Annotated in this window: 21 protein-coding genes; 5 read left to right on the forward strand and 16 right to left on the reverse strand. The window is 36.0% G+C overall.

Annotation, left to right across the window (positions count from 1 at the left end; translation table 11 throughout):
* Window positions 1–16 precede the first annotated feature (16 nt).
* From ACIP9C_RS22025 to ACIP9C_RS22070, 10 genes are all read right to left on the reverse strand, one after another.
* Window positions 17–1,000: a ring-cleaving dioxygenase gene (locus ACIP9C_RS22025; RefSeq protein ID WP_401014686.1), complete on the reverse strand. Its 984-nt coding sequence runs from the start codon at window positions 998–1,000 to the stop codon at window positions 17–19.
* 51 nt (window positions 1,001–1,051) lie between these two features.
* On the reverse strand, window positions 1,052–1,486 hold the full coding sequence (locus ACIP9C_RS22030) for a MarR family winged helix-turn-helix transcriptional regulator (RefSeq protein ID WP_401014689.1): 435 nt from the start codon (window positions 1,484–1,486) through the stop codon (window positions 1,052–1,054).
* A gap of 166 nt (window positions 1,487–1,652) precedes the next feature.
* Window positions 1,653–2,123, reverse strand: a complete 471-nt coding sequence (locus ACIP9C_RS22035) for a YusW family protein (RefSeq protein ID WP_401014692.1) — start codon at window positions 2,121–2,123, stop codon at window positions 1,653–1,655.
* Window positions 2,124–2,256: 133 nt separating this feature from the next.
* Window positions 2,257–4,479 carry a YcdB/YcdC domain-containing protein gene (locus ACIP9C_RS22040; protein WP_401014695.1) on the reverse strand — a complete coding sequence of 741 codons (2,223 nt, stop codon included), beginning with the start codon at window positions 4,477–4,479 and terminating at the stop codon, window positions 2,257–2,259.
* 123 nt (window positions 4,480–4,602) lie between these two features.
* On the reverse strand, window positions 4,603–5,892 hold the full coding sequence (locus ACIP9C_RS22045; protein WP_401014787.1) for a LysM peptidoglycan-binding domain-containing protein: 1,290 nt from the start codon (window positions 5,890–5,892) through the stop codon (window positions 4,603–4,605).
* 389 nt (window positions 5,893–6,281) lie between these two features.
* Window positions 6,282–6,842 (reverse strand): hypothetical protein, encoded by a 561-nt coding sequence (locus tag ACIP9C_RS22050; RefSeq protein WP_401014698.1) that lies wholly within the window; start codon window positions 6,840–6,842, stop codon window positions 6,282–6,284.
* Complete coding sequence (locus ACIP9C_RS22055) at window positions 6,823–7,383, reverse strand: hypothetical protein (protein ID WP_401014701.1); 561 nt, start codon at window positions 7,381–7,383, stop codon at window positions 6,823–6,825. The genes ACIP9C_RS22050 and ACIP9C_RS22055 overlap by 20 nt, the downstream gene beginning before the upstream one ends.
* Window positions 7,383–7,892, reverse strand: a complete 510-nt coding sequence (locus tag ACIP9C_RS22060; RefSeq protein WP_401014704.1) for an RNA polymerase sigma factor — start codon at window positions 7,890–7,892, stop codon at window positions 7,383–7,385. The genes ACIP9C_RS22055 and ACIP9C_RS22060 overlap by 1 nt, the downstream gene beginning before the upstream one ends.
* Before the next feature lie 357 nt (window positions 7,893–8,249).
* On the reverse strand, window positions 8,250–8,984 hold the full coding sequence (locus ACIP9C_RS22065; protein WP_401014707.1) for a hypothetical protein: 735 nt from the start codon (window positions 8,982–8,984) through the stop codon (window positions 8,250–8,252).
* Window positions 8,977–10,314 carry an AAA family ATPase gene (locus tag ACIP9C_RS22070; protein ID WP_401014710.1) on the reverse strand — a complete coding sequence of 446 codons (1,338 nt, stop codon included), beginning with the start codon at window positions 10,312–10,314 and terminating at the stop codon, window positions 8,977–8,979. The genes ACIP9C_RS22065 and ACIP9C_RS22070 overlap by 8 nt, the downstream gene beginning before the upstream one ends.
* A gap of 169 nt (window positions 10,315–10,483) precedes the next feature.
* On the opposite strand from ACIP9C_RS22070, the gene ACIP9C_RS22075 reads away from it, so the two are divergent.
* The 4 genes from ACIP9C_RS22075 to ACIP9C_RS22090 all read left to right on the forward strand — a co-directional run bounded on the left by ACIP9C_RS22075 (window position 10,484) and on the right by ACIP9C_RS22090 (window position 17,192).
* The gene (locus ACIP9C_RS22075) at window positions 10,484–10,957 is read left to right on the forward strand and encodes a hypothetical protein (protein WP_401014713.1); all 474 of its coding nucleotides are present in this window, start codon (window positions 10,484–10,486) and stop codon (window positions 10,955–10,957) included.
* A gap of 506 nt (window positions 10,958–11,463) precedes the next feature.
* The gene (locus ACIP9C_RS22080; protein WP_401014716.1) at window positions 11,464–13,212 is read left to right on the forward strand and encodes a methyl-accepting chemotaxis protein; all 1,749 of its coding nucleotides are present in this window, start codon (window positions 11,464–11,466) and stop codon (window positions 13,210–13,212) included.
* A 153-nt stretch (window positions 13,213–13,365) separates the two neighbouring features.
* Window positions 13,366–16,533: an amino acid adenylation domain-containing protein gene (locus tag ACIP9C_RS22085; protein ID WP_401014719.1), complete on the forward strand. Its 3,168-nt coding sequence runs from the start codon at window positions 13,366–13,368 to the stop codon at window positions 16,531–16,533.
* A complete protein-coding gene (locus ACIP9C_RS22090; protein ID WP_401014722.1) occupies window positions 16,533–17,192 on the forward strand; it encodes a 4'-phosphopantetheinyl transferase family protein in 660 nt (219 codons plus the stop codon). The genes ACIP9C_RS22085 and ACIP9C_RS22090 overlap by 1 nt, the downstream gene beginning before the upstream one ends.
* A gap of 521 nt (window positions 17,193–17,713) precedes the next feature.
* On the opposite strand, the gene ACIP9C_RS22095 is transcribed toward ACIP9C_RS22090, so the two are convergent.
* The 3 genes from ACIP9C_RS22095 to ACIP9C_RS22105 are packed head-to-tail and all read right to left on the reverse strand — an operon-like array spanning window position 17,714 to window position 20,550.
* Window positions 17,714–18,724: an ABC transporter substrate-binding protein gene (locus ACIP9C_RS22095; RefSeq protein ID WP_401014725.1), complete on the reverse strand. Its 1,011-nt coding sequence runs from the start codon at window positions 18,722–18,724 to the stop codon at window positions 17,714–17,716.
* Window positions 18,725–18,734: 10 nt separating this feature from the next.
* Entirely contained in the window at window positions 18,735–19,496 is a 762-nt protein-coding gene (locus ACIP9C_RS22100) for an ABC transporter ATP-binding protein (RefSeq protein WP_401014727.1), read from the reverse strand.
* A gap of 4 nt (window positions 19,497–19,500) precedes the next feature.
* Window positions 19,501–20,550 (reverse strand): FecCD family ABC transporter permease, encoded by a 1,050-nt coding sequence (locus tag ACIP9C_RS22105; RefSeq protein WP_401014790.1) that lies wholly within the window; start codon window positions 20,548–20,550, stop codon window positions 19,501–19,503.
* Window positions 20,551–20,796: 246 nt separating this feature from the next.
* On the opposite strand from ACIP9C_RS22105, the gene ACIP9C_RS22110 reads away from it, so the two are divergent.
* Entirely contained in the window at window positions 20,797–21,552 is a 756-nt protein-coding gene (locus ACIP9C_RS22110; RefSeq protein ID WP_401014729.1) for a GNAT family N-acetyltransferase, read from the forward strand.
* Between the two features lie 277 nt (window positions 21,553–21,829).
* Here the strand turns inward: ACIP9C_RS22110 and ACIP9C_RS22115 are convergent, their stop codons facing one another.
* The 3 genes from ACIP9C_RS22115 to ACIP9C_RS22125 form a co-directional block, all read right to left on the reverse strand.
* Window positions 21,830–23,308 (reverse strand): MDR family MFS transporter, encoded by a 1,479-nt coding sequence (locus ACIP9C_RS22115; protein WP_401014732.1) that lies wholly within the window; start codon window positions 23,306–23,308, stop codon window positions 21,830–21,832.
* 814 nt (window positions 23,309–24,122) lie between these two features.
* Window positions 24,123–26,165 carry a HAMP domain-containing sensor histidine kinase gene (locus tag ACIP9C_RS22120; RefSeq protein WP_401014735.1) on the reverse strand — a complete coding sequence of 681 codons (2,043 nt, stop codon included), beginning with the start codon at window positions 26,163–26,165 and terminating at the stop codon, window positions 24,123–24,125.
* Window positions 26,152–26,838, reverse strand: a complete 687-nt coding sequence (locus tag ACIP9C_RS22125) for a response regulator transcription factor (protein ID WP_401014738.1) — start codon at window positions 26,836–26,838, stop codon at window positions 26,152–26,154. The genes ACIP9C_RS22120 and ACIP9C_RS22125 overlap by 14 nt, the downstream gene beginning before the upstream one ends.
* Window positions 26,839–26,872 lie beyond the last annotated feature (34 nt).

The following is a 26,872-nucleotide window of genomic DNA, read 5'->3' on the forward strand; positions in this document are numbered from 1 at the left end:
AATTACTAATGACACCTTACTCATATTCTTTTTCAAATGAAACTGTACTTCTTACAGTATCAATTGGACGAACAAGTCCTTCAATTTGTGCACGCTTAGGCTCTAAGAAAGGCGGTAATGATAGTTTTTCCCCCAATGTTTCATAGGGCTCATCACCCATAAAACCAGGGCCGTCTGTCGCCCATTCAAATAAGATTTGGGGTGCTACACGTGCATATAGCGATTCAAAGAAGTGACGGTTAACATAACCAGACGTATTGAAACCAAAGCCTTCTAATCGTTCTGTCCATTCATTTAAAACAGCACGATCTGCTACGCGAAATGCAGCATGATGCACAGTACCAAAACCTTGACGAGCTGCTGGCAGGATTGTGTTATATTCCACAACAATTTGTGCACCGTTGCCTCCCTCTCCGACCTCAAATAAGTGGAAGTCTCCTTCAGCTGCAATTTCTATGAAGAGCATTACTTTTTCTAGCATTTCTTTGAAATAATCAAAATTCGCTACACGCACAAATATCGGACCTAATCCTGTAATAGCGTATTCGAGTGGGATAGGACCATCTTGCCAAGGTGTACCTGTAGCAACTCCCTTGTTGTTTTCATCAGAAATTAGTTGATATTGCTGATCGTCAAAATCAACAAATGATAATGTTTGCTTGCCGAATTGTTCTTTTATGCCTGTATGTTTGACATTTAAGCGCTCAAATCGTTTTACCCAGTAAGCTAATGCTGCATCTGTTGGCACTCGGAATGATGTTTTTGAGATTTCATTTGTTCCATGTACACCTTTTGGTATGTTTGGGAAGTCAAAGAATGTCATATCTGTTCCAGCACTACCCTTGTCATCTGCAAAAAATAAGTGATATGTTTGAATATCGTCCTGATTTACTGTTTTTTTAACTAAACGCATGCCTAGTACATACGTGAAAAATTTATAATTTTCTTCTGCGCTACTTGTTATAGCAGTTACATGGTGAATTCCTTTTAAATGATTCATATTAAGTTCCTCCTACTTATCTCGAATTCGAGATATATGTTTAAAAAAATTTTATTTATTAATGGCATTAAGACCGACCTTTTTCAAAGCTACATTCATTGTTTCCAACTCCTGTTGGTCTAATACTTCAAAAATTTCATTGATCTTTTGTTCATGGAGTGGGAAAATTCTATCCATTAAGACCTGTCCTTCATCTGTTAACAATGCATAAGTAACACGTCGATCTTTAGGACAAGCACGTCGACAAACGAAACTCTTTTGCTCCAGCTTATCAATAACATACGTAATACTACTACTTGCAATTAGTATTTTCTTGCCAATTACTTGAATTGGCTGTTCACCGTGGTGGTATAAAAAATCTAATACCCCAAACTCAGTCTGGTTTAAATCATATTGAAGCAAATCTTTTTTGGTCGCATCCTGAATCGATTGATAAGCACGGAACATAATCGTAAAAGCTTTTAAACACCGATTTTCTTCCTTCATAAGATACCCTCTTTCCATTTACCTCGAAATTAAATATCTTTAATTCGAGATAATAATATCACAGATATTCCCTAACAGCAATCATTTTTATCTAATTTAATTTAAATAAAAAAATTTTTTCAAAAGCTAAAAGCCCCTATACAAATTAGTGTACAGGGTGCTTCTATTATTTCATTCGTTTAAATTCTTTTTCTGTTCCATCAGCAAACTCTACTTCTACCTCAATCGATTGATAGTCATCTGTAATATTAAACACTTTAATGACTTGCTCAATAACTTCATCATTCGATGTTGTAGAATCGAAAGTTAGTTGCTTAAATAAAGGTTCTAACTTCGTATAAGCCTCATCACCTTGAATTTTTTCATTATTACGGTCATCTTCCAATTTAGCCTCTATACCGTTCTTCTTGTTCTCATATTCAACCTCATAAGATTCTGTTGCTGAATAATCGACGTCCAATGAAAATTCTATAAAGTTAAAGGGCACTTGATCTGTTACATTTTCACCAGCCTGTTGATTAGTGTTTTCCCCTGTTGGAGCATTCGTAGGTACGTCCTTTACCTCATCCTTATTACAGCCATAAAGTAATCCAGCTACTAATGAGAATACTAATAACATTTTATAATTACGCATCATTTTCCCACTCCTTTTCTGTCATTATTCTTCCCTAAAAACATACTAAGTAAACGCAAAAAGGATATCTCCTAAAATCAGGAGATATCCTTTTCTATCATCTTCTTATAGATGAAGGACCATCAATCAAATCAAATTAATAGAAGTAATTGCGCCCAGTATTATTTTCATGAATGGCACGAGCCAAACGAAGTGTTGAAACAGCTAAATCTGCATAACTTACTTTTTCAGTTGCATTAAAGTTGTTTTGTTGTGCATCGATTAAGCCCATTGCACTTGCTAATGCTACGTAACCTGCAAATGCCGGATCAATAGTACTAGCATCAGCAAAGTTCAACTTGTAAATATCGTTATGCTTTGCAGCACTTTCTAAACGTAGTACACGAATAAACCATTCTGCAAGCTCTTGACGAGTCAATGTCGCATCAACAGCAAATTCATCTGCTGGTTGTAAAACGCCCATTCTTACTGCTTGTTCAACTATTGCATATAACGGATGTTTAGGGTCAATATTATTAAACGATTGATATGATTCTTCTTCATTTCCATATCCATAATAGCCATATGTCAAAGATTTAAGAATAATTTTTAACGCTTCACCCTTCGTCACTGCAGTATCAGCATTAAAGTTTGCTGGATCTTTCACTTCCAACACATTTTGTGCTAATAAGTAGTTTAATTCCTCTGCAGCTGTTGGGTGAGAAATTTGCGGTTTATTATTTGAATCATCAACACTACTTACCCATTTGCCTGTTAGTGCATCAATTTGATTATATATGCTGCCCTCATATGACGGTGCATACACTAAATCATAATGATTACTATCTTCTTTATCCTGTTTAGTGTATTGTAACTTCAGCTTTAACGCATTGCTAAATGTTTCCTTTGCCTTATCAGCTGAGACTACCTTACTTACAGATGGCCAGTTATCAATTTTTTGTTGATTAATGTTTAATCCACGTAATGAACCGTCAGTACCGACGCTCACATAAATTTCATCACCAACAACAGGAATCCCGTTTACAACACGCGGGAATGAGAAGCCATATTGGTTGCTATAATTATCATATCCATAATCATCTAACGGTTTTGCATAGTTATGGATATAGGACGGAGCCCACTCTTTTAAGTAGTCAATAGCCTTCGCCAACGCAGCATCTTTCGTAATCTTTTCTGCTTTTTTATCTGTCAGCATGAAATCTCTACTGATGTCATAGTATTGTGTAATTTCACCAGTTGCCTTATTAATTTCAAATGAAGCACCTGAACCACCATTCTCATACATATACATGTAATTTACAGAGTAAAGTGTTTCACCATTTTCATTTTCTCTTTCATCAACCATATCAATTTGTAGCTTTGCCTTATCAGGGTCCACTTTTAAGAAGGATTTTGCAAATTCTTCTACTTCTTCAACCGTCATACCAGGTTTTCTCGGATTAAGTTGTTCTGAAGATAGCTTTTCAACACCTTTTACGCTTGGTGCTTGTGCCACGAAGCCATTTGCTGTTTGCCATTGTCCTGTTAATGCATGTACACCATAGAAGCTTGATGTTGGCATATACACTAGCTTCACTTCACGCTTATCAGATGGATAGTTATAGTCTAAATAATAGCGTAACTCTACAGCAAAGTTATCACGGATTTGTGCAAGTACATCTGCCTCACTCTTTTTCTGTTCTAAACCATCGAATGTTGCCTTTTTAGATACATTTGAATTGCGATATACGTTTACAACTTCACCATTAGCAAGCACACCAATAGAAATAGCGTGGTTACTAAGTGTTACACCGTTATGTGTCGGTGCATATGAGAATGCATAACTAATTGGCTCTGATAATGGTCGCGTGTAATTAAATCCATAATCAAAATCATTTTCTTGCAATTTGTAGTTTGCTGTATTCGGGAATTTTTTCAAGAAATCCTGTGCAATTTTTTGTGCATCTTCCTTTGAATATTTAGCAGGATACAGCGCGTCTGCAACATTTGCAGGCTGGTAATAGAAACTTTCTAGCTCTAAATCATCACCCATAAAAGTAATACTACCATACACATCTTTACCATTTACTGTTTTTTGGAAGCTCAGATCATAACGGATCGTTTTATCATCGTTATAGTAATGTCCTCGCCCCGTATAGAAATCATTATCTGTTAAAAAATTGAACTTTTCTGGGAAAAGCTCACGTAATTTTTTAATAAGTGTACTTTTTGTTACCTTTGTTTCTGTTGAGGCTACTTGAATCTCTATTCTCTCTGGAGAATCCTTAACATTAGCAGAAGCTTGTGCCATTGGAGAAAGTACTCCGACAGAAAATGCAGTAGATGTTAGGATAATCCCCAATTTTTTAAATTTACCCAAAATATCCCTCCTAAAATACAATTTACATAATTATATATTATATTCCCAAAATAGGAAATAGTATTTACAGATTATTTCCAATAAGAAGAAAATAGATTGGGTATACCATTATCCCTATCATTGTCATTTCTTCACCACATTAAAATTTGAGTCTATCAATAACCAATTTTGCGGGAACGGTAACCCAAGCTTCCAGTAGCCTATACCTCTAAGCTTGTACTGCTTAATTAAATTGAATTTCGCTTGAATCGACCGTGCATCTTCAAACCAGACTATATGCGCTCTTCCTTGCTCATCATAATATTCAAAGAAAGGGGCTTGTGCATTCCAATCATATTGGATAGCTGCATTATATTTTTTTGCAATCTCAATAGCCCTTTGCGGACTTACGGCCTCTGCATATGGACCTCCTTGTACAAACGGCAGTGTCCAATCATAGCCATATAAATTTTGTCCAAGCAATATTTTACTTGGTGGTATTTCTGATACAGCATATTTGACAACCGCCTCAACTTCGCGAATTGGCGAAACAGCCATAGGGGGTCCAGCAGAATAGCCCCATTCATAAGTCATCAGTAATACGAAGTCCACAATCTCCCCATGGGCTTTATAATCATGTGCTTCAATCCATGGCCCTTTTTGATTGGCACTTGTTTTTGGCGCAAGTGCTGTTGATACCGTATACCCTTCTGCATGGAACCGCGCCACTGCTCTTCTTAAAAAATTGTTATATGCTTCTCGCTGATCGGGTGGTAAATTTTCGAAATCAAAATGGATATCTTTTATGCTTTCTACACGCTTTGCTTCTATAAGAATATTGTCAAAAAGTAAATCTTGCACTGCGGTGCTCTGGAAAATATCCCTTGCAAGGTCGCCACTAAATTGAAAGTTCTCCAAATTCGATACAACCATTGCAACAGCTGCTCCTGAGTCTTTCGCAATTTCAGACACACCGTTTCTTGGAGGTTGCTTCAATGTCCCGTCTCTCCGTGCTTCATAGCTAAATAAGGCAAGGTAAGTTAAATAAGGTGCTGCTTCTCGGGCTGAATTTAATAATGCTTCACTAACGGCTGTTCCTCTTGGCTCTAAATATGCCAATGTTTCCGCTCTAGTTTTCGGTGCTGGTGGAATATAAAGACGCAAACCAACTGATAAAGTCTGGTTTGGATGTATGCCATTGACCTGTGCAAGTGTTAAATAATTAATCCCAAAGCGTTGCCCAATCGACCATAAACTATCCCCAGGCTGTACATAATAAAAGCTACCGACGATTGGAATCACAAGTGCTTGGCCAACAACTAATCGATTAGGCTCTGGAATTTGATTGGCATCTACTATACTTTGAACCGTCGTGCCATACGCATTTGCAATTCCATATAAGGACTCTCCTGCTCGTACAACATGTATTTGAATGCGATTTGCCTCCTTTTTACGTAATGAAACCATAGCCATAAAGCTTATGATATAAAATAAGAAAACATGTCACCTTGAAGCAATCACATCTGGAGTGCAACCAATTTTTAGTACAAATAATTATAGAGGATTTCTGCCGGTGATTTTCTCTATGTGCGGACGCTTTTCTCTCCAATTAACTGAGGTAAAAGCATTAAGTTGTCTCCATAAAATTGCATTGATTGTAAAATTTTTTATTAGGGCAGTCCCATTAGCAGATGACTTTGGAATGCGAGGTAGTTTTATTTTTACCTCTAGAATTTTTACCATGTTAGGCGCAACACTCCTGCGGAAAGGGAGCGCCTGGAACGGAAATCAACGATTTATCTCCACTCTGAATTCATTACTTTTTATAGTGATTGTGATTGGACATTTCCTTGTTGTTTGCTTTTAAAGTATTTAGTACCAGAACGGCAATAAAAATTAAAATTAAGAAAAGCTATAACCTGTAGAATTGCACTTATAGTAAGAACCTTATCTTGCATGCTTACATCTACATTGATTGCAAATGCTTGAATGACAAACGCGCATAGCATAAGCCCCATATATATTTGATACGTTTTAAATGTTTTAGCCTCTAATGCTTTATTTTCATGAATGTGCAATAATAATTGAAATAGAAAATACATAAAAAGAATCAATAAAAATTGCATCAACTGTACACCTATTTGCCCTAGCAGTTCCGTCTCAGTCCATTGGTCGAGCTCCACTAAAAAGGAGAATACAATTAAAACAATGGCAAAATTTTTGGTCCAGCGCTTTAATTGATGAGAAGTTGGCAATAAATAAATGCCATAAGCAAAAAACATATAGCCAATAAAATCCGGTAAAATGTCAGGTAGTCCAAAAAATTTCATGTCTAAAAAAATCCAACATAATGCACTAAATAAATTACCGTAAGGATCTTTCATCAACATTCCCCTCCTGCAATTGTTTAACGTCCTTATTTAAAAAGCTTAGTAATACCTCACTGTCTCCATCTAAAAATCTGCTAGCACTAGATTCAGAAATTCCACTTTGAAACGGTACAATCGGTTCAGCTACACGCAGCCAATTGGCGTACATTAAGTTCCCTAGCCATACAGCTAGTGACAGAGCAAATGCCAGATAGATAAGTTTCCCTTTTGTATAACCCTTGCTAAACACAAAAATGATGAATATTAGCAGGGAGAGTATTACACATAAACCTCCAGTAAAAAGCAGCTTCTTCTCTTGACTGATAATAGGCGCTGCCGCACTCTTGATTTCTAAAGATTGACCTGTAGTAATCATAAGTAAAAATACGAAAACCGCTATTGTCATTGGAATTGTAAGAATTGTTGCAACAGTTATCCTTTTTGATTTTAATCCTTGATTGTTTTGTAAGTTTTGACGCAACTTATTTAAAAATGCTTGATCTGGCTCAATATTGGGATGATTTTTTAATGTTTCAAATAACTCACGGTCCTCCATCAGTTTCTCCTCCCTACTTTTTTACGAAGTCTTGTCATTGCACGATGAAAGTCAACACGTACCTTCACTTCTGAAATTCCAAGAATAGCTGCTGTTTCTTGAATCGTGTAGTCCTTTAACATGCGACAAATAATAATTGTTCGATCATGTGACTTTAATGTCATTAATGCTTGCTGTACAATCTGCCATTGCTCGTTTTGTTCAACAATCTCCAGAGGCTCTGTTACTTCTTTTAAAATAGGCTGTTTATTAAGTTTCTCCATTAATAAACGCTTAATTTTTTGTTTTCTATGTATATCTACTGCTGTATTTCGTGCAATCGTTAAAATCCACGTCTTAACCTTCTCTTTATCATTTAAGTGGTGCAATTGTTTAAGTACTTTAAAAAAGGTTTCTTGCGTAATATCCTCAGCCTCTTGTTTGCTATTTGTATAATAAAGCGCAAAATGATAGACATCACGATGATAGGCATCGTATAGCTGCTCAATCTGTAATTCCTTTTTATGCAAAACTTCACCCCGCTTTCTACATTCCTAAATAAGTCGTCGGTATCCAATATTTGTTACACATTATATAAAATTTTTATACCATTGAAAAAACCTCTCCATTTAATGAGAGGTTTCGGATTGTATACATAAGGCATCAAGAAGCAAAACTCGGAGCTTTTTTATTCAGTTGATGGAGTGAAAGGTGGACGACTCCTCTAGAACAGCACAAAATGCAAGACGAAACTTACCACGCGTAGCAAGGGTTGCGGCTTACGTCGTGCCCGCGAAAAGCGTCAGCCCGTAACGGAAATCAATGGTATTCATATACAAAAATACTGTAGACAAAATCCCAACTTTTATGAGAAGTTTGTGTATTCTTTATTTCTGCGGATTAGACGTAATCATGTCAAATAACAATGGCACATTCGTACTGCGTTGCAAAGAATTACATCCCTTTGTTAAGTAAGACCAGCTTTCTTTCATTTTTTCTCGGTAAGGTAGTGACGGATCTACATGCAGGAATTCTAAAAGATACTCTTTAATAGAGCCTGATAAGTTTTCCATAAATTCATCTGCTTTCAGCATTTTTTCCGTTGCAACCTCATTGCGCTCATTCCATAATACATGCTCTAAATTTGTAGCAAAATAAAACAGCTGATAAGGTACTTTTAATCGATCAATACTAAAATGGTCATTTGCAAGCAAAGTCTTAACGTTATTAGCTTTCATTTCATTTCGCTGTTCAATTTGCTCTTTACGTTTCTCTGTTTTTACAAAAATGGCGCCCTCAGTATAATATAGATTTTGTTCAATATCTGCATTGATTTTGACAAACTCTGGAGCGATAAAACAACCATCTGCATCAGTAATATGAATGACTGCTGATAAATCTTTCGCTAAAAACTTATACTTTTCTAGATAGTTATGAATTACTCGGCTGACACTATTTTTAATATTGGGGATTCGCTTTTTCGCATCCCACTTCGTCAAAATATCTTCACGTTGCACATCAAAGCGGATGGTCGATTCGGCAAAATGCTCATCCAAAAAATCCTCTAAAATTATTTGCTCTGTTTGTCCTTCTACAATCACTAAAAGCACTTTTTTAGTCATGTTGCACACCAGCTTTTCTAAAAGCACGTTTAATCTTGAACGTTTTCGTTTCTTTATAAACCTCTTCATCCTGTCCACCTAGCTGTATAGCACGTAAATAGACATCTCGTGCATTATTGACCTCTTTAATACCTTTTAGCTGCATATATCGGTAATTCTCATTCGTTGTTGTAAACCATAAGTTTTTAATGGCAAGCACCTCTAACACACGTAAATTATGGGACGTAAAAATAAGCTGCCCTTTTCCGCCCTCATCAATCACTGTTAACAACTCACCTAACAAATATTCAAAAACGCCAGAATCTAATTCATCGATCACGACACAAGCAGTTGGATTATTGTAAACAGCTATCAGTACACTAAGCACAGAGATAATTTTCAAAATTCCTTCTGATTCTGTTCGCAATGGTAGTTCACGATCACCTCGTTGCGATAGAAACTCAAATCGCACTCCCTTTTCACCATTATCTAATAATTGCTCTGTAATGACATGAATTTTAATAGTAAGTCCAGGAATAATAGTTGATAATACTTGATTGCTTTGCTCAATCACTTCACATAATACATTGAAAGCATTCTTTGGCAGTAATGCCGGTCCTTTCAAATCATAGGAAATGGAGCCACGCGTTTTTTCAAGATGGATACTAAAGGGCATAATGCGCTCTTCAAATAAAGGCGCGATATTTTGATTGTTGATAACATGTAAGTCTTGATTAAAATCAATTGCTAAATTATGAAGCAACTGCATTTCTAATTCTGTTAGCTTTTCTTGTAGCAATGGCTTTAAATCTTTATGGAAGATAAATGACATATATTGTTTTCGCGTTAGTTGTTGAATAACGAGCGTTTTAATACGCATTTTTTCATTCATATCTCGTAAAAAGCTTTTTCGAATTTGAACGTCATCTTCTGTGACACTTACTAAAACTTTTGATCGTTTTCCTTTTTCATCTTCTCTATATGTGAGACGCTCTGCAATAATATATAGCCGTTTTTCATCCTCACGTAATGTTACATAATAGTTCACAAAAAATGTACCGAATTGGTTGTCCACTAGAAATTCAAAATCAATATTAGCAGTGTTTTCTCCTGCCATGATTAAACGCTTGTCTTGTGACGGTAATTTCACTTCAGCAATCCAACCAGAAATAATCGTCTTTAATAAGCTAAATGCATCAACAATCGTCGTTTTCCCAGAACCATTTTGTCCATACACACCAACAACATTCGCTTTCATAAGCGAAGCAAAATCCACTGCTAATTTCAGCTCACCATTTCGTACATTCCTTAAGTTTTGTACCTTTATTTTCTTAATTTTTATAATAGCCATATCGAAACACCCTTTAAGTCTTTTCTTTCTATTATAATGAAAATCGTTATATTTTATAACAATTTTAAATTTATTAACCTTTCCTTGTTTTTATATTGAGCCATTTGCCTATGACAAATACATGACGGGACATATGTTAGATAAGAAAAATGAAGAAAGGTGTGTTTCATTGGTCAATCCTAGATTAGCTCCGGAAGATTTTAATCAACAGTTCCGACCTGGTATGAGAATATGGGTTACGCTCCCTACTGGCACATATTCTGGCACATTGATTCGAACATTTGGAAAAGATGGAAGAACAGCCGAAATTCAATTAGATTCTGGTCAATTAATAACGGTTGATGTTAGCCAAATTACAGTAGCAGGGACAGGTTTCCCTCCAGGGGGCGGCTCATATCCACCTCCATATCCGCAACCATATCCACCTCCATATCCACCTCAACCGTACCCACCACAGCCATATCCGCCACGTCCTTATCCGCCACAACCATATCCACCTCAACCATATCCATACCCACAACCATTCCCGCCTATGCCATACCCTGGTGGACAATACCCAGGTGGTCAATTACCTGGTCTCCCTCCCATACTGCCTCCAGGCCTTCCCAACATTTTACCTGGCATCTTTGGTAACCCGAGATAATAAAAAAAGCTTTCCATAAGTTCAGTTATGAACAAGTGGAAAGCCTTTTTTATTTTCTTTACACAAAGTATACACAACTTTTTTCAAACATTTGTAATAATATTTGTCTAAAATAACAATCAGTAATTTTAAAAGTTGGTTACTAGAAACAAATTATACTATTATTAGCACAATTTCTATTAATAATATGCCAGCACTCCGTTATTCTTTGTTATAAAAACACTATATTTTTATTTCACACTTCGAAATTTCATAGTTGAAATAGTAGGATTTTTGGGTTGTGAATCGTATTTTTTGGCAGTATAGTTGTTTATGGTTAGGGGATGAATGGATTATTTTACTAACAATGAAATAATGATAAAAAGTATAGGAACGTACTTCACTATATGAAATTATCATGACGGTCAATTGTAACATTGTACTATTCCCATTACATTTGGCTTTCACATTATCGGCCGTCCCTTTTTCACTTGAAATATGTTTTTTACAATTTTAGGAGGAAGAGTATGAAGAAAAGTAAGAAGCAGCAAATGTCAATAAGCAAGAAATTAACCTTCACAATGGTTAGTATTTTATTGCTATTTGGACTAGTTACTATGGGATTTTCCTATTATATAGTGAAAAACAGTAACTTAAAAGATATGGATGAATCCCTCTATGATAAAGGCATGATTTTATCAAAGACAATAGATCAAAAAGCATTGAAATCTGCACTGCAACAACCAAATGCTAATAACAATGATGTCGTTCGTTTAACAGAAGAAATGGATGCCATCAATGATAAATCAGATATTATTACCAATCTCTTTCTTATTACAGTAGATGGTGAAAATATTAATGCGCCGGTTCTATCCTCAAGTGTTCTTGAAGTTGGTGCAGAATATAACCAAGATATGATTGCCATGGGTCTCTCTCCAGATTTCCTCGCAAGAATAAAAGAAGTTTTTGAAACAAAAGAGGCAACTGCTACAGAGATCTATAAAGATGAGTTTGGAAGCTATAAAACAGGACTTACTCCGATATTAGATGATGATGGTTCAATGCTAGCTGCGTATGCCATTGACTACGATGTATCGATGGTAACTGCTAAAGCACTTTCTGAAGCAATGTGGGTTCTGTTAATTACTGTTTTATTCCTTATTGGGTCTTCCATCGTCGTTTACTCACTATTAAAAAAGAAACTAACCCCTATCCAACAGCTATCCTTACAATCTAAAAAAGTTGCTGAAGGTAACTTGGAGCTAGAAGCTTTACCTATTCAATCAAATGATGAAATTGGCGTACTAACAAATAATTTTAATGTAATGATTGGAAGTTTACGAACAGTCATTCAAAGTGCAACAAATGTTTCTTCACGTGTTTCAAATACTGCACAAGTTTTATCAAGTAATATGCAGGAAGCAACGGATTCTTATAATAGTGTGGCTTCATCGATGCAAGAAATAGCAAGTGTAGCGGATTTACAAGTTCAAAAGGCGAAAGAAAGTTCAATTACGATTGAGGAAATGAGCATTGGTATTCAACGTATTGCCATGACATCTAATCAGATTTCTGAGTCCTCTATTCTTGCATCTGAGGAAGCGGAAAAAGGCAATGATTCAACGAACAAATCTGTCGCTCAAATGAATGCAATTAGTAAAGCTGTAAATCAATCGGCATCTTCTGTCAAAATGCTCGGTGAACACTCAAATAAAATCCAAGAAATCGTTGGTATTATTACAGGTATCGCTTCCCAAACAAATTTACTTGCATTAAATGCTGCGATAGAGGCTGCTCGTGCAGGTGAAGCAGGAAGTGGTTTTGCTGTAGTCGCTGATGAGGTGCGCAAGCTGGCAGAGCAATCAGAGGCATCAGCAAGAGAAATTTCTACGCTAATCTCACGTATTCAACATGACACTAATGAATCTGTAAATGTCATGATACATGCGGTAGAGGAAGTGGACAATGGTTTAATAATGATCAATGATTCCGAAAAATCATTTGGCCAAATTTTAACTTCAATACATCATGTTACTGGTCAGATTCAAGAATTATCGGCAACTATTGAGGAAATGGCAGCTGGTATGGAAGAGGTTACATCAGCCGTTCAAGATATGGAACAATTCTCTGAAAATTCAAGAAACAATACTAGCACAGTAGCTGAAACATCTGCTACTCAGCTCAACACAGTGCAAAGAGTTTCAGAAGAAGCACAAGTATTAACAGATTTATCAGATGAATTATTAACTGTTGTAAATACTTTTATTGTGAAATGATTTATTAAACAAACCTTATAGCTTTATTCATCTCGTCGATGCATACCGCATCGGCGAGGCGTTTATTCATGTCATTTCCTATAAATAATGTTTACTTCTAGTTGCACTAATTGGGCACTGTCCCTCTACTTTCAAAAATAGGAGTTGTGATGATTGAATAGAAAACTAAATTTACTTACAGCAGATTATCAAACGAACTATAATGAGCAACAAATCCTTCCAGCCCATTGTACGCAATTGTTAACAGAAGCAGATAAAGTAGTTTATCAAGCTTTAAATCAAACAAAAGCCTTTTATGCGAAAGATCAAACAATACCTGAAGTATTTTATCAAGCTGTAGAACAGTTTGCTGATAGAATTGCATTATCATTTACTGGTGGCTCAATGACCTATCGACAGCTCAATGAACGATCCAATCAAATCGCTCATATGCTTCGAGACAACGGTTTGCAAAAAGGGGACAAAGTGGCGATTGTTATGGAACGTAGTCAAGAAACTGTTATTAGTTTACTTGGTGTTCTAAAAGCAGGTGGTATATATGTACCGATTGATCCTAGCTATCCTAAAGAGCGTTGTCATTACTTGTTAAATGATACAGGTGCGTTATTTATATTAATAAAAGAAGAACATACTCTATTACTTAATGATTTACTACATAACGATTCCAAAACTCGTAAAGTGTTTACACTTAATCGAATGGAAATCACTTTTTCAAAAAACAATATCCATATCGATCTCAGCCCTGCTGATTTAGCCTATATTATTTATACATCCGGCTCGACAGGCAAGCCAAAAGGCGTAATGCTTAAGCATGAATCTGTGATCAACTTAATTACTGACAATCAAAGAATTTACCAAGCAAGTAAATATGATGTCTTTTCGCAATTTATTTCCTATAGTTTTGATCCATCCGTCACTGAAACATTTACTGCTTTTTTCTCTGGCGCTCGATTACATATGCTCACAAGTATTGAACGCGTATCAATAGAGGCATTTGCTGAAATGCTTGAGCGTGAAAAAGTGACAACAGCCACAATTCCTAATGCATTCTTTACGCAGCTAGCTACTCATCTCTCAAGTGAACACCAAGATAAATTATCATCTCTAAAATATTTATCTGTAGGTGGAGAAGCACTTATGCCTGCCGTTATACAAAAGTGGCAAGAAAAATTCGGAACAACAACTGAAATTATTAATGTATATGGACCAACAGAATGTACAGTGCTGTCCTCCTACCATAAAGTGAAGGATACTGTAATTGATAATCAATCAAGCATTCCTATTGGTAAGCCTATCGCCAATTACGAAATGTATATTATTAATAAGGATGGTCAGCTTTGCCCTGTCAATGAAGCAGGGGAACTTTACATAGCTGGTGCTGGTCTAGCTGCTGGCTATTTAAATCAACCAGAAAAAACTGCCGAAGCGTTTGTCCCACATATATTATCAAATGAACCTGGAAGGTTAATGTATCGAACAGGTGATTTAGTTCGTTTATTACCGAGCGGTGTAATTGAATTTGTAGGACGCAAAGATTCTCAAATTAAAGTGAGAGGGTTCCGAATTGAGCTAGGCGAAATTGAAACGGTATTAAGTAATCACCCAAGCATTCAAGAAGGCGTTATACTTGCTAAGAAAATGGACGATGGAAATAATAGCTTGTTTGCTTACTACACTTTAATTGGCGGTAGTAAGGAAGAACAAACAGCAATTAGACAGTATTTAGCAGGTCATTTACCAGACTATATGGTGCCTGAACGATTAATTGAAGTGCAGGAAATGCCCTTGTCCCCTACTGGCAAAATCGACCGAAAGCAATTAGCGGCCATTGAGGTAACAGCACCTCTACCAAGTCATTATGATGCACCGGAGAACCCAATACAGAAGCTACTAGCGACAGCTTGGCAACATGTACTCGGTATTGAACGTGTCGGTATTCATGATAATTTCTTTCATATCGGTGGGCATTCATTAAAAGTACTTGAAATTTTAGTACAAGTGAAAAAGCATATTCCGTTTTTAAAAATACAAGACTTTTTCCAATATCAAACGATTGCCGAACTAGATCATTATGTTTGTAACTATCAACCAGAAACTAATGATACACCACAACTACAAGTAGATTTTGTTCGTAAAGATTTGATGGAACCAAGCCGTCTTTCCGTTGCGCAAACACCAACACCTTTAGCTATGAATACGGTCCTGTTAACTGGCGCCACAGGCTATTTAGGAAGTCATGTTTTAAATGAGCTTTTAATTAATACAAATACACATATTTACTGCTTAATTAGACAAAGCGCACAAACAACACTTAATGAAAAACTTAAAGATAGCATGGCATTTTATTTCGGTGAAGACATTGTGGCAATGCTACATAATCGAGTGACTGTCATACAAGGTGATTTGAGTAAAGAAAAACTAAATTTATCAAATAAAGATTACGGTACACTTGCTGAGGAAATTGATGCAATTATTCATTGTGGTGCAGATGTAAGACATTTCGGGGCTGCCACTCATTTTAATGATGTCAATGTTGAAGGGACTAGATACTTGCTCGAGCTTGCTAAAAGTAAAGCAGGTGTGCATTTCCACTATGTTTCCACAATTGGTATTCCTGAAGAACTTGCGGCTACACAATGGGGAGAAAAGCAAGCACGTGGTGAATTTGATTACGATGTTTCACTTACAAATGTTTATACCCAAAGTAAGTTAGAGGCTGAAAATCTTGTTAGAAATGCCGTAAACGATAAAATTCCTGTTTCAATTTATCGTGTTGGCAATTTAACATGTCATTCCCAAACAGGAAAATTCCAGCGCAATATAGATGATAATGCGTTTTACCGAATGATAAAATCGATGCTTCATTTAGGAAAAACACCGACAGCTAATTGGCATGTTGATTTTACGCCAATCAATTATGCGTGCCAGGCACTTATAGCATTAGCCCGTCAACCAAAATCTAATGGGCACATTTTCCACCTATGTAACCCTGTCCCCCTAGCCTATCTTGATTTTATTGAAGCAATTAAGGACATGGGCTATGAGTTAGATATAGTTTCGGCAAATGAATATGAAGATTGGCTTTTAAATTCGGAGCATCCTAAAGCATTACAAGAATATTTATCATTAGCTATTGCACAACTTGAAGGTGATGGCGCAAGTGATTCTCCATTTATATTTAATAGTGAAAAAACACAGGAATTTTTAGTTAGCTCGGGTATTGTATGTGCAGAACCAAATTCAGCCTTTATCCGTACGATGATTACGTATGGTATCGAACTAGGTTATTTCCCTGAACCTAAACCCGTTGCAGTTCGATAATGTTAAGATTCAATGGCGTACAAGTATTTGCACTCCCCATTGGACCACAATTAACAACATTTGAATGGGAGAAGTATTATACACAACTGCCTCCTGATGAGCAAATCAGGATATTGCATTACCAACATTGGCAGGACCGACAACGAGCCTTAATGGGAAGCATTATTTCCAGATGGGCAATTCAGCAATTGACTGCTACACAAGATGTACAGATTGTAAGAAACGAACTTGGTCGGCCTTATGCTGTAGGAAATGTTAGTTGGAGGGGTGATTTTAATCTTTCCCATTCAGGAGATTGGCTTGTCATTGCAGTGACGGCAAATGGTCATGTCGGCATTGATGTAGAGGAAATTAATCCTGTTACGAAAGATGTCATGCACTATGCCTTGACTAACAATGAAATAACAAGCATTGAGGACATTGTGGAACCGCTACGATTAAAAAAATTTTATGAACTGTGGACATTAAAAGAAGCTCTCTATAAAACTGCCTTATGTCCACATCCATCACCACACTTAATCGATACGACGGATGGACAGATAGTTCATAACATTTCTACACAGCTTTTTTACCTTGATGAACGACACCCTGTATCCATCTGCTGGGATCAAGCATCGCATATAAATTTAACCGTTTTGCATAGACATCAGCTTCTATAACGTTGCTCAGCGTATGGCAAAAGGCATCAAAAATTTGATGCCTTTTGTCTTTTTTATTTAAATAAATATAGATGAGGTGCCAGGCACTCAAACAATTTCCTGGCATTTCTTTGAAGCGCTAAGGGAAAATCCACATAGACTCCTGCGGGAACGCACGTAGCGTAAGACGCAACAAACCGCGCGTCAGCGAGGGTTGCGGCTTACGTCGTGCCCGCGGAAAGCGTAGTGGATTTTTCCGAATTAGGAGTCGATACTGTACTAGGTACGGATGCACGGTGCCAGGCACTCAAACAATTTTCTTGCATTTTTTTGAAGCGCTAAGAAAAAATCCACGTAGACTCCTGCGGGCACAGCACGAGTTGTAAGACGCAACAAACCGCGCGTCAGCGAGGGTTGCGGCTTACATCGTGCCCGCGGAAAGCGTAGTGGATTTTTCCGAATTAGGAGTCGATACTGTACTAAGTATGGATGCACAGTGCCAGGCACTCAATCAATGTTTCCCTTTCAAAAAAAGAGCTCTATTATTTAAACAAATCTGGATACATTTCTTTTGCTAGAGCTTCCATTCCATCGATCGTGTTGTAACCATATCCGAACATATAATTGTAATCTACAATATACATCTGCTTATTTTTAATAGCTTTCATACTAGATAGTTTCGGATTCGCATAAATTTCTTCCCTCACTTTTGTAAGATCAGAACCATCCCAGTTTGGAATAATTATAACATCTGGATCAGCGGCAATTAACGTTTCAATGCTAACATCACCTGTCTCATCCTTAAAAATATTATCTAATTTCACCATTTTGAATGCATCGTTGAAGAATGTTTCATCGTGTGCTGGATAAACAAAAAGCTCTTTTGGATCGTTCGTATGCAAATAAGCAAACGTTTTTTCGTCTTTAATGCTTTCTAATTTTGAAGAAATGTCTTGTTGTCTATCTTTTAATTCTTTAATAAAGCTCGCTGCTTTGTCTTGAACATTAAAGATTTTACCGATGTTTTCAATATCATTATAAATTGAATCATACGTACCACCTGTGACTGATGATTCTAATACATATGTTTTCACACCTAGTTCATTAAGTGAATCAACCGTACCTACTCCCCATTCAGCATTATCAAATAAACCACCTCGGCCAAAAACTAAATCTGGATTAGTACCTAATGTAACTTCTTTTCCAACGTACGCATCACTTAAAATATTTAACTTTGAATACTCATTCTCTACAGCTTTATCAACTGCACCAAAGTTTGCACCAACACCAACAATTTTATCACCTAAGCCTAAATGCAATAATAATTCTGCCGCTGGGCGCGTGTTGGCCATTATTCTTTCAGGTGCCTTATCGAATACTTGATCTTTCTTTTCCCAAGTAGAACCACCCTCAGCCTTTGAATAGTTTGTAATTGTCAATGGATAATGCTCAGTTGCTTCGGATTCCTCAGTTGTATTTTTTGTTGTGTTACCACAAGCTGTTAACATTAATATAGTTGCTAAACCAATTCCTAATAAAAGTTTATTCCTCATTGTGATCCTCCTAAAGACCATATGCAAATCCTAATCCCTTCGTTACAGGATTAATAAATGTTTGGCATTTTATTTGATATAAAGCTTCAATGGTATCTGGTATTAGTACTTCTTCTGGTGTACCGTGTGCATAAATTTCCCCATCCTTTACCGCATAAAGGTAATCGCAGTATTGTGCTGCCATCTCTAAATCATGGAGCGCTGCTAGTACACCAATGTTTAAATCCTTTACACAAGATAAAATCTCAATTTGATAGCGAATATCCAAATGATTTGTCGGTTCATCTAAAATCATGAATTTAGGCTGCTGCGCAATTGTTCTTGCTAAAATTACACGTTGCTTTTCACCACCAGACAATGATAGAAAACTACGATTTTTATAATCTAGCAAGTTCGTTCGTACTAACGCTTCCTCTACAATATCAAAATCCTGTTGTGTGTCAGACTCTAGCATTTTTTTGTGTGGTGTTCTGCCTAACAGCACCATTTGCTGAACCGTTAAATCAAAATGCATTTCATTGAACTGACCAACTACACCTAAGTGCTTTGAAATCTTTTTCTCTGAGCACTTTAAAACATCTAGATTATCTAAAAATACCATTCCCTTCTGCGGAACAAGGCTTTTATATATACTTTTTAATAAAGTTGATTTTCCGCATCCGTTTGGTCCGATTAAGCCCACAAAATGTTGCTTTTTAACCTGTATAGATATATTTTTAACGATTTCCTTTTTGCCGATCTTAACTTCCATTTCCTGTGCAACTAATTCCATTTTTCTACCCTCCGAAGTTGTAACCTTTTTTTACAATCATATAGATAAATAATGGTGATCCAATAACAGAAGTAATGATCCCGATAGGTAATTCAACATTTTGAATTAATGTTCTGGACAAAACATCTGCCCAAATCATGAATAGTCCTCCTAAAAGTAATGTACCTAGCATTAATCGTTTATGATCTGCACCAAATATTCCTCTTGTAATATGAGGAATAATTAATCCTACGAAGCCTATCATGCCTGCGTAGGCAACCATTGTGCCTGTTATAAGTGAAGTAAGAATCATATATAATTTACGGTATGCGCTTAAATTGATACCTAACGTTATAGCTGATTCATCACCTAATAGCATTGTATTTAACACACGATACTGGAAAAGAAACAGTATGGCCCCCAGTACAATAACGATCGCCAAAATGGGCGTTTTATCCCAGCTTGCAGAGGCTAAACTTCCCATTGACCAAAAAGTAACTGTTTTAATACCTTCTGCATTATTTGCAAAAAAGATAATAAGGCTTGAGAAAGAGCTACATAAAGCCCCAATGACAACACCTGATAATACAAGTTTTATTGACGTTGCCTTCCCACCAATACTCGATAATAGAAGCACTGCCATTGATGTAATCATTGCCCCAGCAAATGCTCCGAAAGCTACACCAAACTGTGATAACAGTGCACTGCTGCCAAACCCTACTAAAATCGCAAATGTCGCTCCTAATGAAGCTCCTGAAGATATACCAAGTATGTATGGATCAGCAAGTGGATTTTGTACGACCGCTTGCATAACAGTTCCGCATAAAGCAAGTCCTATACCAATTAGTAAGGCAAAAATCACCCGTGGCATTCTCACCTGTAAAATTATATTCAAAAAGGATTCACTATCCACATTATCAAGCGATCCAAATTTGCCATTGGACATTGCATGCAAAAGAATGCTCATAGTTTGCTTGAAGGGTATGTTGACTTGCCCAATTGAAACAGAATAAACGGCAGATATAAATATGGCACCGATTAAAAGTAGGATAATCACATAATAAATATTGCCCATGCCTATTCTGCTAACATCCTGTTTATCCAAAACTTCACCTCTATCTAACAATTTAATTGATAATGATTTTCATTTTCAATTACTATATTAATTTATAATGTTGTGAAAAACAATATGAAATTTAAAATAAAATCATCCACAATTTCTCTTGCCAAAAACCCCCATTGCATTCAAACTTACAGCAATGGGGGTTAATTTTTACCTATTTAGAGTTAGTTCACAACATATTAAATAAGGAGATTAACAATGAGCAACATTACCTTTGACCATATCGAAAAAATTGGCCATGTCATTTATGAAGATGAAGTTTGTCAGCATGTTCATTATTCAGAAATGCTAAGTCGTTATGATAGTAATTTTATTCTATTTAAAACGATGCCTTCATTAACAGCATTTAAGAAAACGGAACAGATGCTACGAACCTTTCATCAAAAACACAATCAAAAGCATTTAAAATTTATTTTCCCATCTAACGAGAAGATATCCCCCAATATTCATAGTTATTTAACTGAAGAAAACTATGATATTGGTTTTTTAGAATTATATACAATTGAGCCAAGCCAATTTGTAATAAGGGTGCATCGACATGTTGATGTCCAGCTTGTGACAGAAGACAATTTAGAGGAATTTTTAAAGCTACAGTATGAAGAGGATTTGAAATATGGTGAAACTTTCGCCACAGAAAAACAAGCATTACTAAAACGGCGTTTCCATGATCCGTCCAAACATCAGCTCCTAGCATACTATGACGGCTTCCCAGCAGGTTCTATGGAGCTTATCGAGGAAGATACAACCGTTGAAATTGATAACTTATTTGTACTGGAAGCCTTTCAACGTAAAGGAGTAGGTACACAACTTCAGCAATATGTCATGCAGAAGTTTCATCATAAAATCGTTATTTTAGTAGCTGATGGCGAAGATACAGCGAGAGACATGTACCAGAAACAAAACTATGTATATCAAGGTTTTCAATATGAGGTTTTAAAGGTTGACGGCGATTAAACAGCTAGGTTTATAAAGAAAACACTTAATTCAGCGCCTTCGCATTTTCCATAATGCTTCCTTATAGACTTTCACAAAAATCTTCCCTCATTAAATGAAATGCTCCTTTAATCCAATTAAGCTACATCTACAACACCATGTACTTTAACTTACACACCTAGTAGTTTCAGTAGAAGCCTTCAATTTTTATAATCCATTCACAAAAAAAGAAGCTACTCAAAAGTTTGCACAACTAATGAGAAGCTTCGATTTGTTAACTACGATCTAAGAAAATTGGTCAAGATTTAGAGTCTGATTCTGTTTCAAACATTTCTTTTGGCACCGCACGGTAAACGGTAAATGACAAAATAATCGCTAATATTGTTATTACAAAAGCAATAAGATACACAAGTTCTACACCAGCAACCATAGCTTGGCTGACTGTAGCTGGATCACTTGGATTGGTCGCCTTTGATAAAAAGTGATTTTGTTTGGCATTCATAATACTTATAAAAATAGCAACACCAATCGCCCCTGCAACAGGCTGTAAAGTGGTCATGACCGCAGTACCGTGTGGATATAACGATTTAGGTAGTTGGTTTAAACCATTTGTCTGCGCAGGCATCATAATCGCAGAAACACTAAGCATTAGTAATATATAGCATAATACGATTATCCAAATAGGTGTTTCAGCTGTTAACCTACTTAACGTAAACACTGTACCACTTAAAACAAGTGTTGCAGGAATCATCAATACACGAGGGCCAAATTTATCGAACAATTGCCCCATGAATGGAGACATAAGTCCATTTAGCAAGCTCCCAGGTAGTAGAACGAGTCCTGCCGCTGCAGCAGTCAAGGCGAGTGGACCTTGCATAAATATCGGTAAAATGATTTCCGATGCAAACATCGCCATAATAATAATTAAAAACATTAATACTGCGTGTGTATACATTGGATATTTAAATACTCGTAAATTCATAACAGGCTCTTTCAGCTTAAACTGTCTTAAAGAGAATAATACAACACCAATAATTCCGATGATAATCGTCACAAATACACTTGGGCTGAGGAAACCTTTTTCTCCAGCAGCACTAAACCCATAAATAATTGATCCGAAGCCAATCGTTGAAAAGATTATAGACAAAACATCAATTTTCGGTTTTGTGACCTCCGAAATATTTGTTAAATATTTAGAAGCAAAAACAATTGAAAATAAGGCGAAAGGGATAACAATAATAAATAAATAGCGCCAGCCTAAATATTCAACAATAACACCCGATAAAGTCGGTCCGATTGCTGGTGCAAACGTAAAAATCAAACCTACAATCCCCATTATTTTCCCACGATTTTCTGGTGGATATAATAATAAAAAGACATTAAAAATAATCGGCATCAATAGCCCTGTTCCAACTGCTTGGATTAATCGACCTACTAATAATACAGGAAAGCTAGGTGCAATTGCGCAAATGATTGTTCCAATTGTGAAAGTGACCATTACACCAATGAACAATTGCCTCGTTGTAAACCACTGTAACATCAAGGCAGAAATTGGAATAACTATCCCCATTACAAGCATAAACCCTGTTGCCATCCACTGAACAGTTGGCAAAGTAATGTGGAATTCATGCATTAAAGTCGTTAATGCAATGTTTAACAATGTTTCGTTTAAAACTGCAAAGAAAGCACCGATAATTAAAGACACCATAATCGGTAATGTTTTAACGTTAGGATCCTGCGATAGGAATTCATATTTTATAGATTGATTTTGTTCCATTTAATTACTCCTTACTAGCATGTTATTTTTTGATGAACTTTTATTTTTTAAAAATATTCCATTATCGAGCAGAACATTGGATTAAGAATTGCTCCCTTCTTAGTTTAATATCAAACTAACCTAGGATTGAATAAACAATAAAATTGATATCCAAAACCAATCTTACCCAAATGATGACCTCATCAACCATCCCAGTAGTGGCAATTGTTCTACCCAATGGAAAATGGAAGCATGTGCAAATTAAGCTCAGTTAAAACAAGAGCCTTTATCGCATTGTATCCAGCTTAAAAAACGAAAAGATCACAAGCACCTGCCTGTGATCATAAAAGTAAAGGGAAAGAATCATCCATATTTCATTAAGTTGTCAGTAAGAACAAAAAACCTACCTTTGGCAAACCAAATAAAAGGTTAAATTAGACAAAAATAAAGAAAGGAAAAACAAGTCGCCTTTCTTTCATCACATATAACTAGCCCTCACAACTAAGTGGGAACAATTACTGAAATTTGGTGAATAACAATTTCACAATATGAAATGAAGATAATTAAAAAAGGACAGACTAATTCCATTTACTCTGCATACACAAACAGAGCCTTTGACAGTATTCAATTACTGGTTCAAAGTTGGGAATCGTAGTGTCATTTTCTAACATCCTCCTTAAAGCATTTTTTATACACAACGAATTATAACGAACTTATTAGCAGAAGTCAAAGTTTTCAAAAACAAGAAAAAATTATTGCAGTCGTTGTTGAATAACAAGAATTTATTACAGAAAAAGGAATAGGATACACTTAAGCATCCTATTTCTTTGCTACATCATTCAAATTTCGGCAAATAAATCATTGCTTTAAATAAATCACCATCTACTTGCACTAAAAATTTACCGTGTTGGATATGAATAAGGCTTTCAGCAATCGATAATCCTAATCCGCTACCTTGACTTGATCTTGATTCATCGCCTCGTGTAAAACGTTCCATTAGCTCATCTACGGAAATATTTAATTCATATGCTGAAATATTTTTAAATGTTACGAGTAGTTCATTTCCTATAACTTCTACATCAATATATACCCTTGATGCAGGCAGTGCGTATTTAAAAATATTCGAGAATAAGTTTTCGATGGAGCGCCATAGAAGTTTACCATCAGCCTTCACATACACTTTCTCTGTAGGGTGAGCTAACTTAAAGTTTAATGATGCCGCTTCAATTTTCTCACCCATTTCCCCTATTCCTTGCTTTAGTAATGCTACGATATCAATCCGTTCTAACTGCACAGGGATACTGCCACTTGACGCTTTAGCTGCTTCAAATAAATCATCGGTTAAGTGCTTGAGTCTCTTCGATTTTTGATCTAATACGTCTATATATTCAGCAATTAAATCAGGGTCTTTTTCTATTTTTAATAAATCGACATACGTAATAATTGATGTTAAAGGCGTTCGGATATCATGCGAAACATTCGTAATAAGTTCTGTTTTTAAACGCTCGCTTTTAATCTCACTATCCACCGATTTTTTTAAGCCATCTGTAATACTATTAATATTCGCTGCAAGTTGGCTAAACTCGCCTTTTCCATCTATTTCAATTCGATGATGAAGGTCGCCATTTTTGATTTGCTCTACGCCCTCTTTAATGCGATTAAACGACTTCACCTTTTTCAATGCAAACCAAGCAGCTAGACCTAGCGTAATGGGAAACATGAAAAATGTTGCTGCAACTACTAACGGATAACCAATAACAAGCAGCACGATTTTCACAGCCATACTGCCATTATCAAAAACATGTTTTATCATAATAAAAATCTTTTTGAAGAATTGATATATCAGGGTGTGCTGAAGTAGTGATCTGTTTTTAATATGCTTAACGAGCGATAAAATCAGCAGCAGTGCAATGATAAAAATTGGGACCGTGAGAAGAATGTTCATTTCACGTAACACTTCAACAATCATCGCCACCCACATCCCTGTTAAACCAGCGACTATGACAATGTTGACATCATTATATAGTTTATCAATAACATGAAAATGCATTTCTTTATCTTTAAATGACGTTCTTCCAATAACCATGATTAAATAAACAAAAGATACAATAAACCCTGCCAGAAATAAAATGAATTCATTAAGATAACTTTTAGCAACCTCTTTATTCTTTTCCCATTCCTGCATTTTTTGCTCTAAGTAAGAATCTTTATATGCCACATAAATAGCATCTGTTTGCGGGTTCAACTTTTCAACATCTTGTGTAATATAATCTAAGTATTTATTTTTTTTCATTTCATTTGGATAAAGCTTTTGTTGATAATTCGCAAATAGCATATATGCACTAAATGATGTAAATTGCTCTTTCTTATTTAGTTCACTATTAGAGAATACATGTTCACCATCGCTCGCGTAATATACGATTCCGTCAGATGCATCTAATGCGCTGAGTAAACGATAGAATACTCGTACTTGTTCTCTTATGCGTTCTTCTTTTTTATTTTGTATATCATCTGCGTATGCTTCTTGATATATCTTTCTATTTTCCACCTCACTCAAATCCGAAGATTGATATGAATAAGAAAAGTCATTATATAATTCTTCTTCGATTTCTCTCATTTCTTCTTTTGTAAGTGCCTTACCACTTAAAATATACTCTTCACTTTTATAAGTTCCGATTAATTGCGCCAAAGAGCTAATAAGGCTATAACTTTCATCGGCGAATGCTATGCTTTCAAAATAATTGTCTTGATTGATACTACTAAGATGAACTTCATTTAATTCCATGTTGACAATTACCTTCACAGTACCAGTTAAACAAGCGATGGCAATTAGAAACACAATAACTTTCGTAATAAGTGCATGACTAATATTTTTCAACTTTATACCCAACTCCCCATACAACTTTTAAATATTTCGGCTCTTTCGGGTTAATTTCAATTTTTTCTCGAATTTTCCGGATATGTACCGCCACCGTATTTTCTGGATTAATGGCACTTTCATTCCATACCTTTTCATAAATCTCTTCGATTGTGAATACTCTCCCCGTATTTGCTGTAAGTAGCTTTAAAATTTTATACTGCACTGGAGTTAAATGAACTGCTTGTTTATCAACCGTAATGACTTTCTTTTCATCATCAATCATAAGACCACCCGTTTGAAATACATGACTGCTCACATCAAGACTCCCAAATGCCGTATACCTTCTTAGTTGCGATTTCACTCTAGCCACAAGTTCTAATGGATTAAACGGCTTAGCCATATAATCATCTGCTCCAATATTTAATCCAAGTATTTTGTCATAATCCTCCGACTTAGCAGAAAGCATAATTAACGGAATCATATTATCTTGCCGAATCTTCATCGTCGCCGTAATGCCATCCATTTTTGGCATCATTATATCCATAATAATTAGGTGGATAACGTGATCTCGAATAAGTTCGATTGCCTCTATACCATTGTAAGCTTTGAATACTTGATATCCTTCGTTTTCCAAATAAACGCTAATAGCTCTTACAATTTCTTTATCATCATCACAAATCAAAACGTTCAACTACATTCACTCCTCCATCTCTTTAGGCTTTTGA

This window comes from Lysinibacillus sp. NPDC093210 (assembly GCF_044753985.1).
In the GTDB taxonomy this organism is placed as follows: Bacteria; Bacillota; Bacilli; order Bacillales_A; family Planococcaceae; genus Lysinibacillus.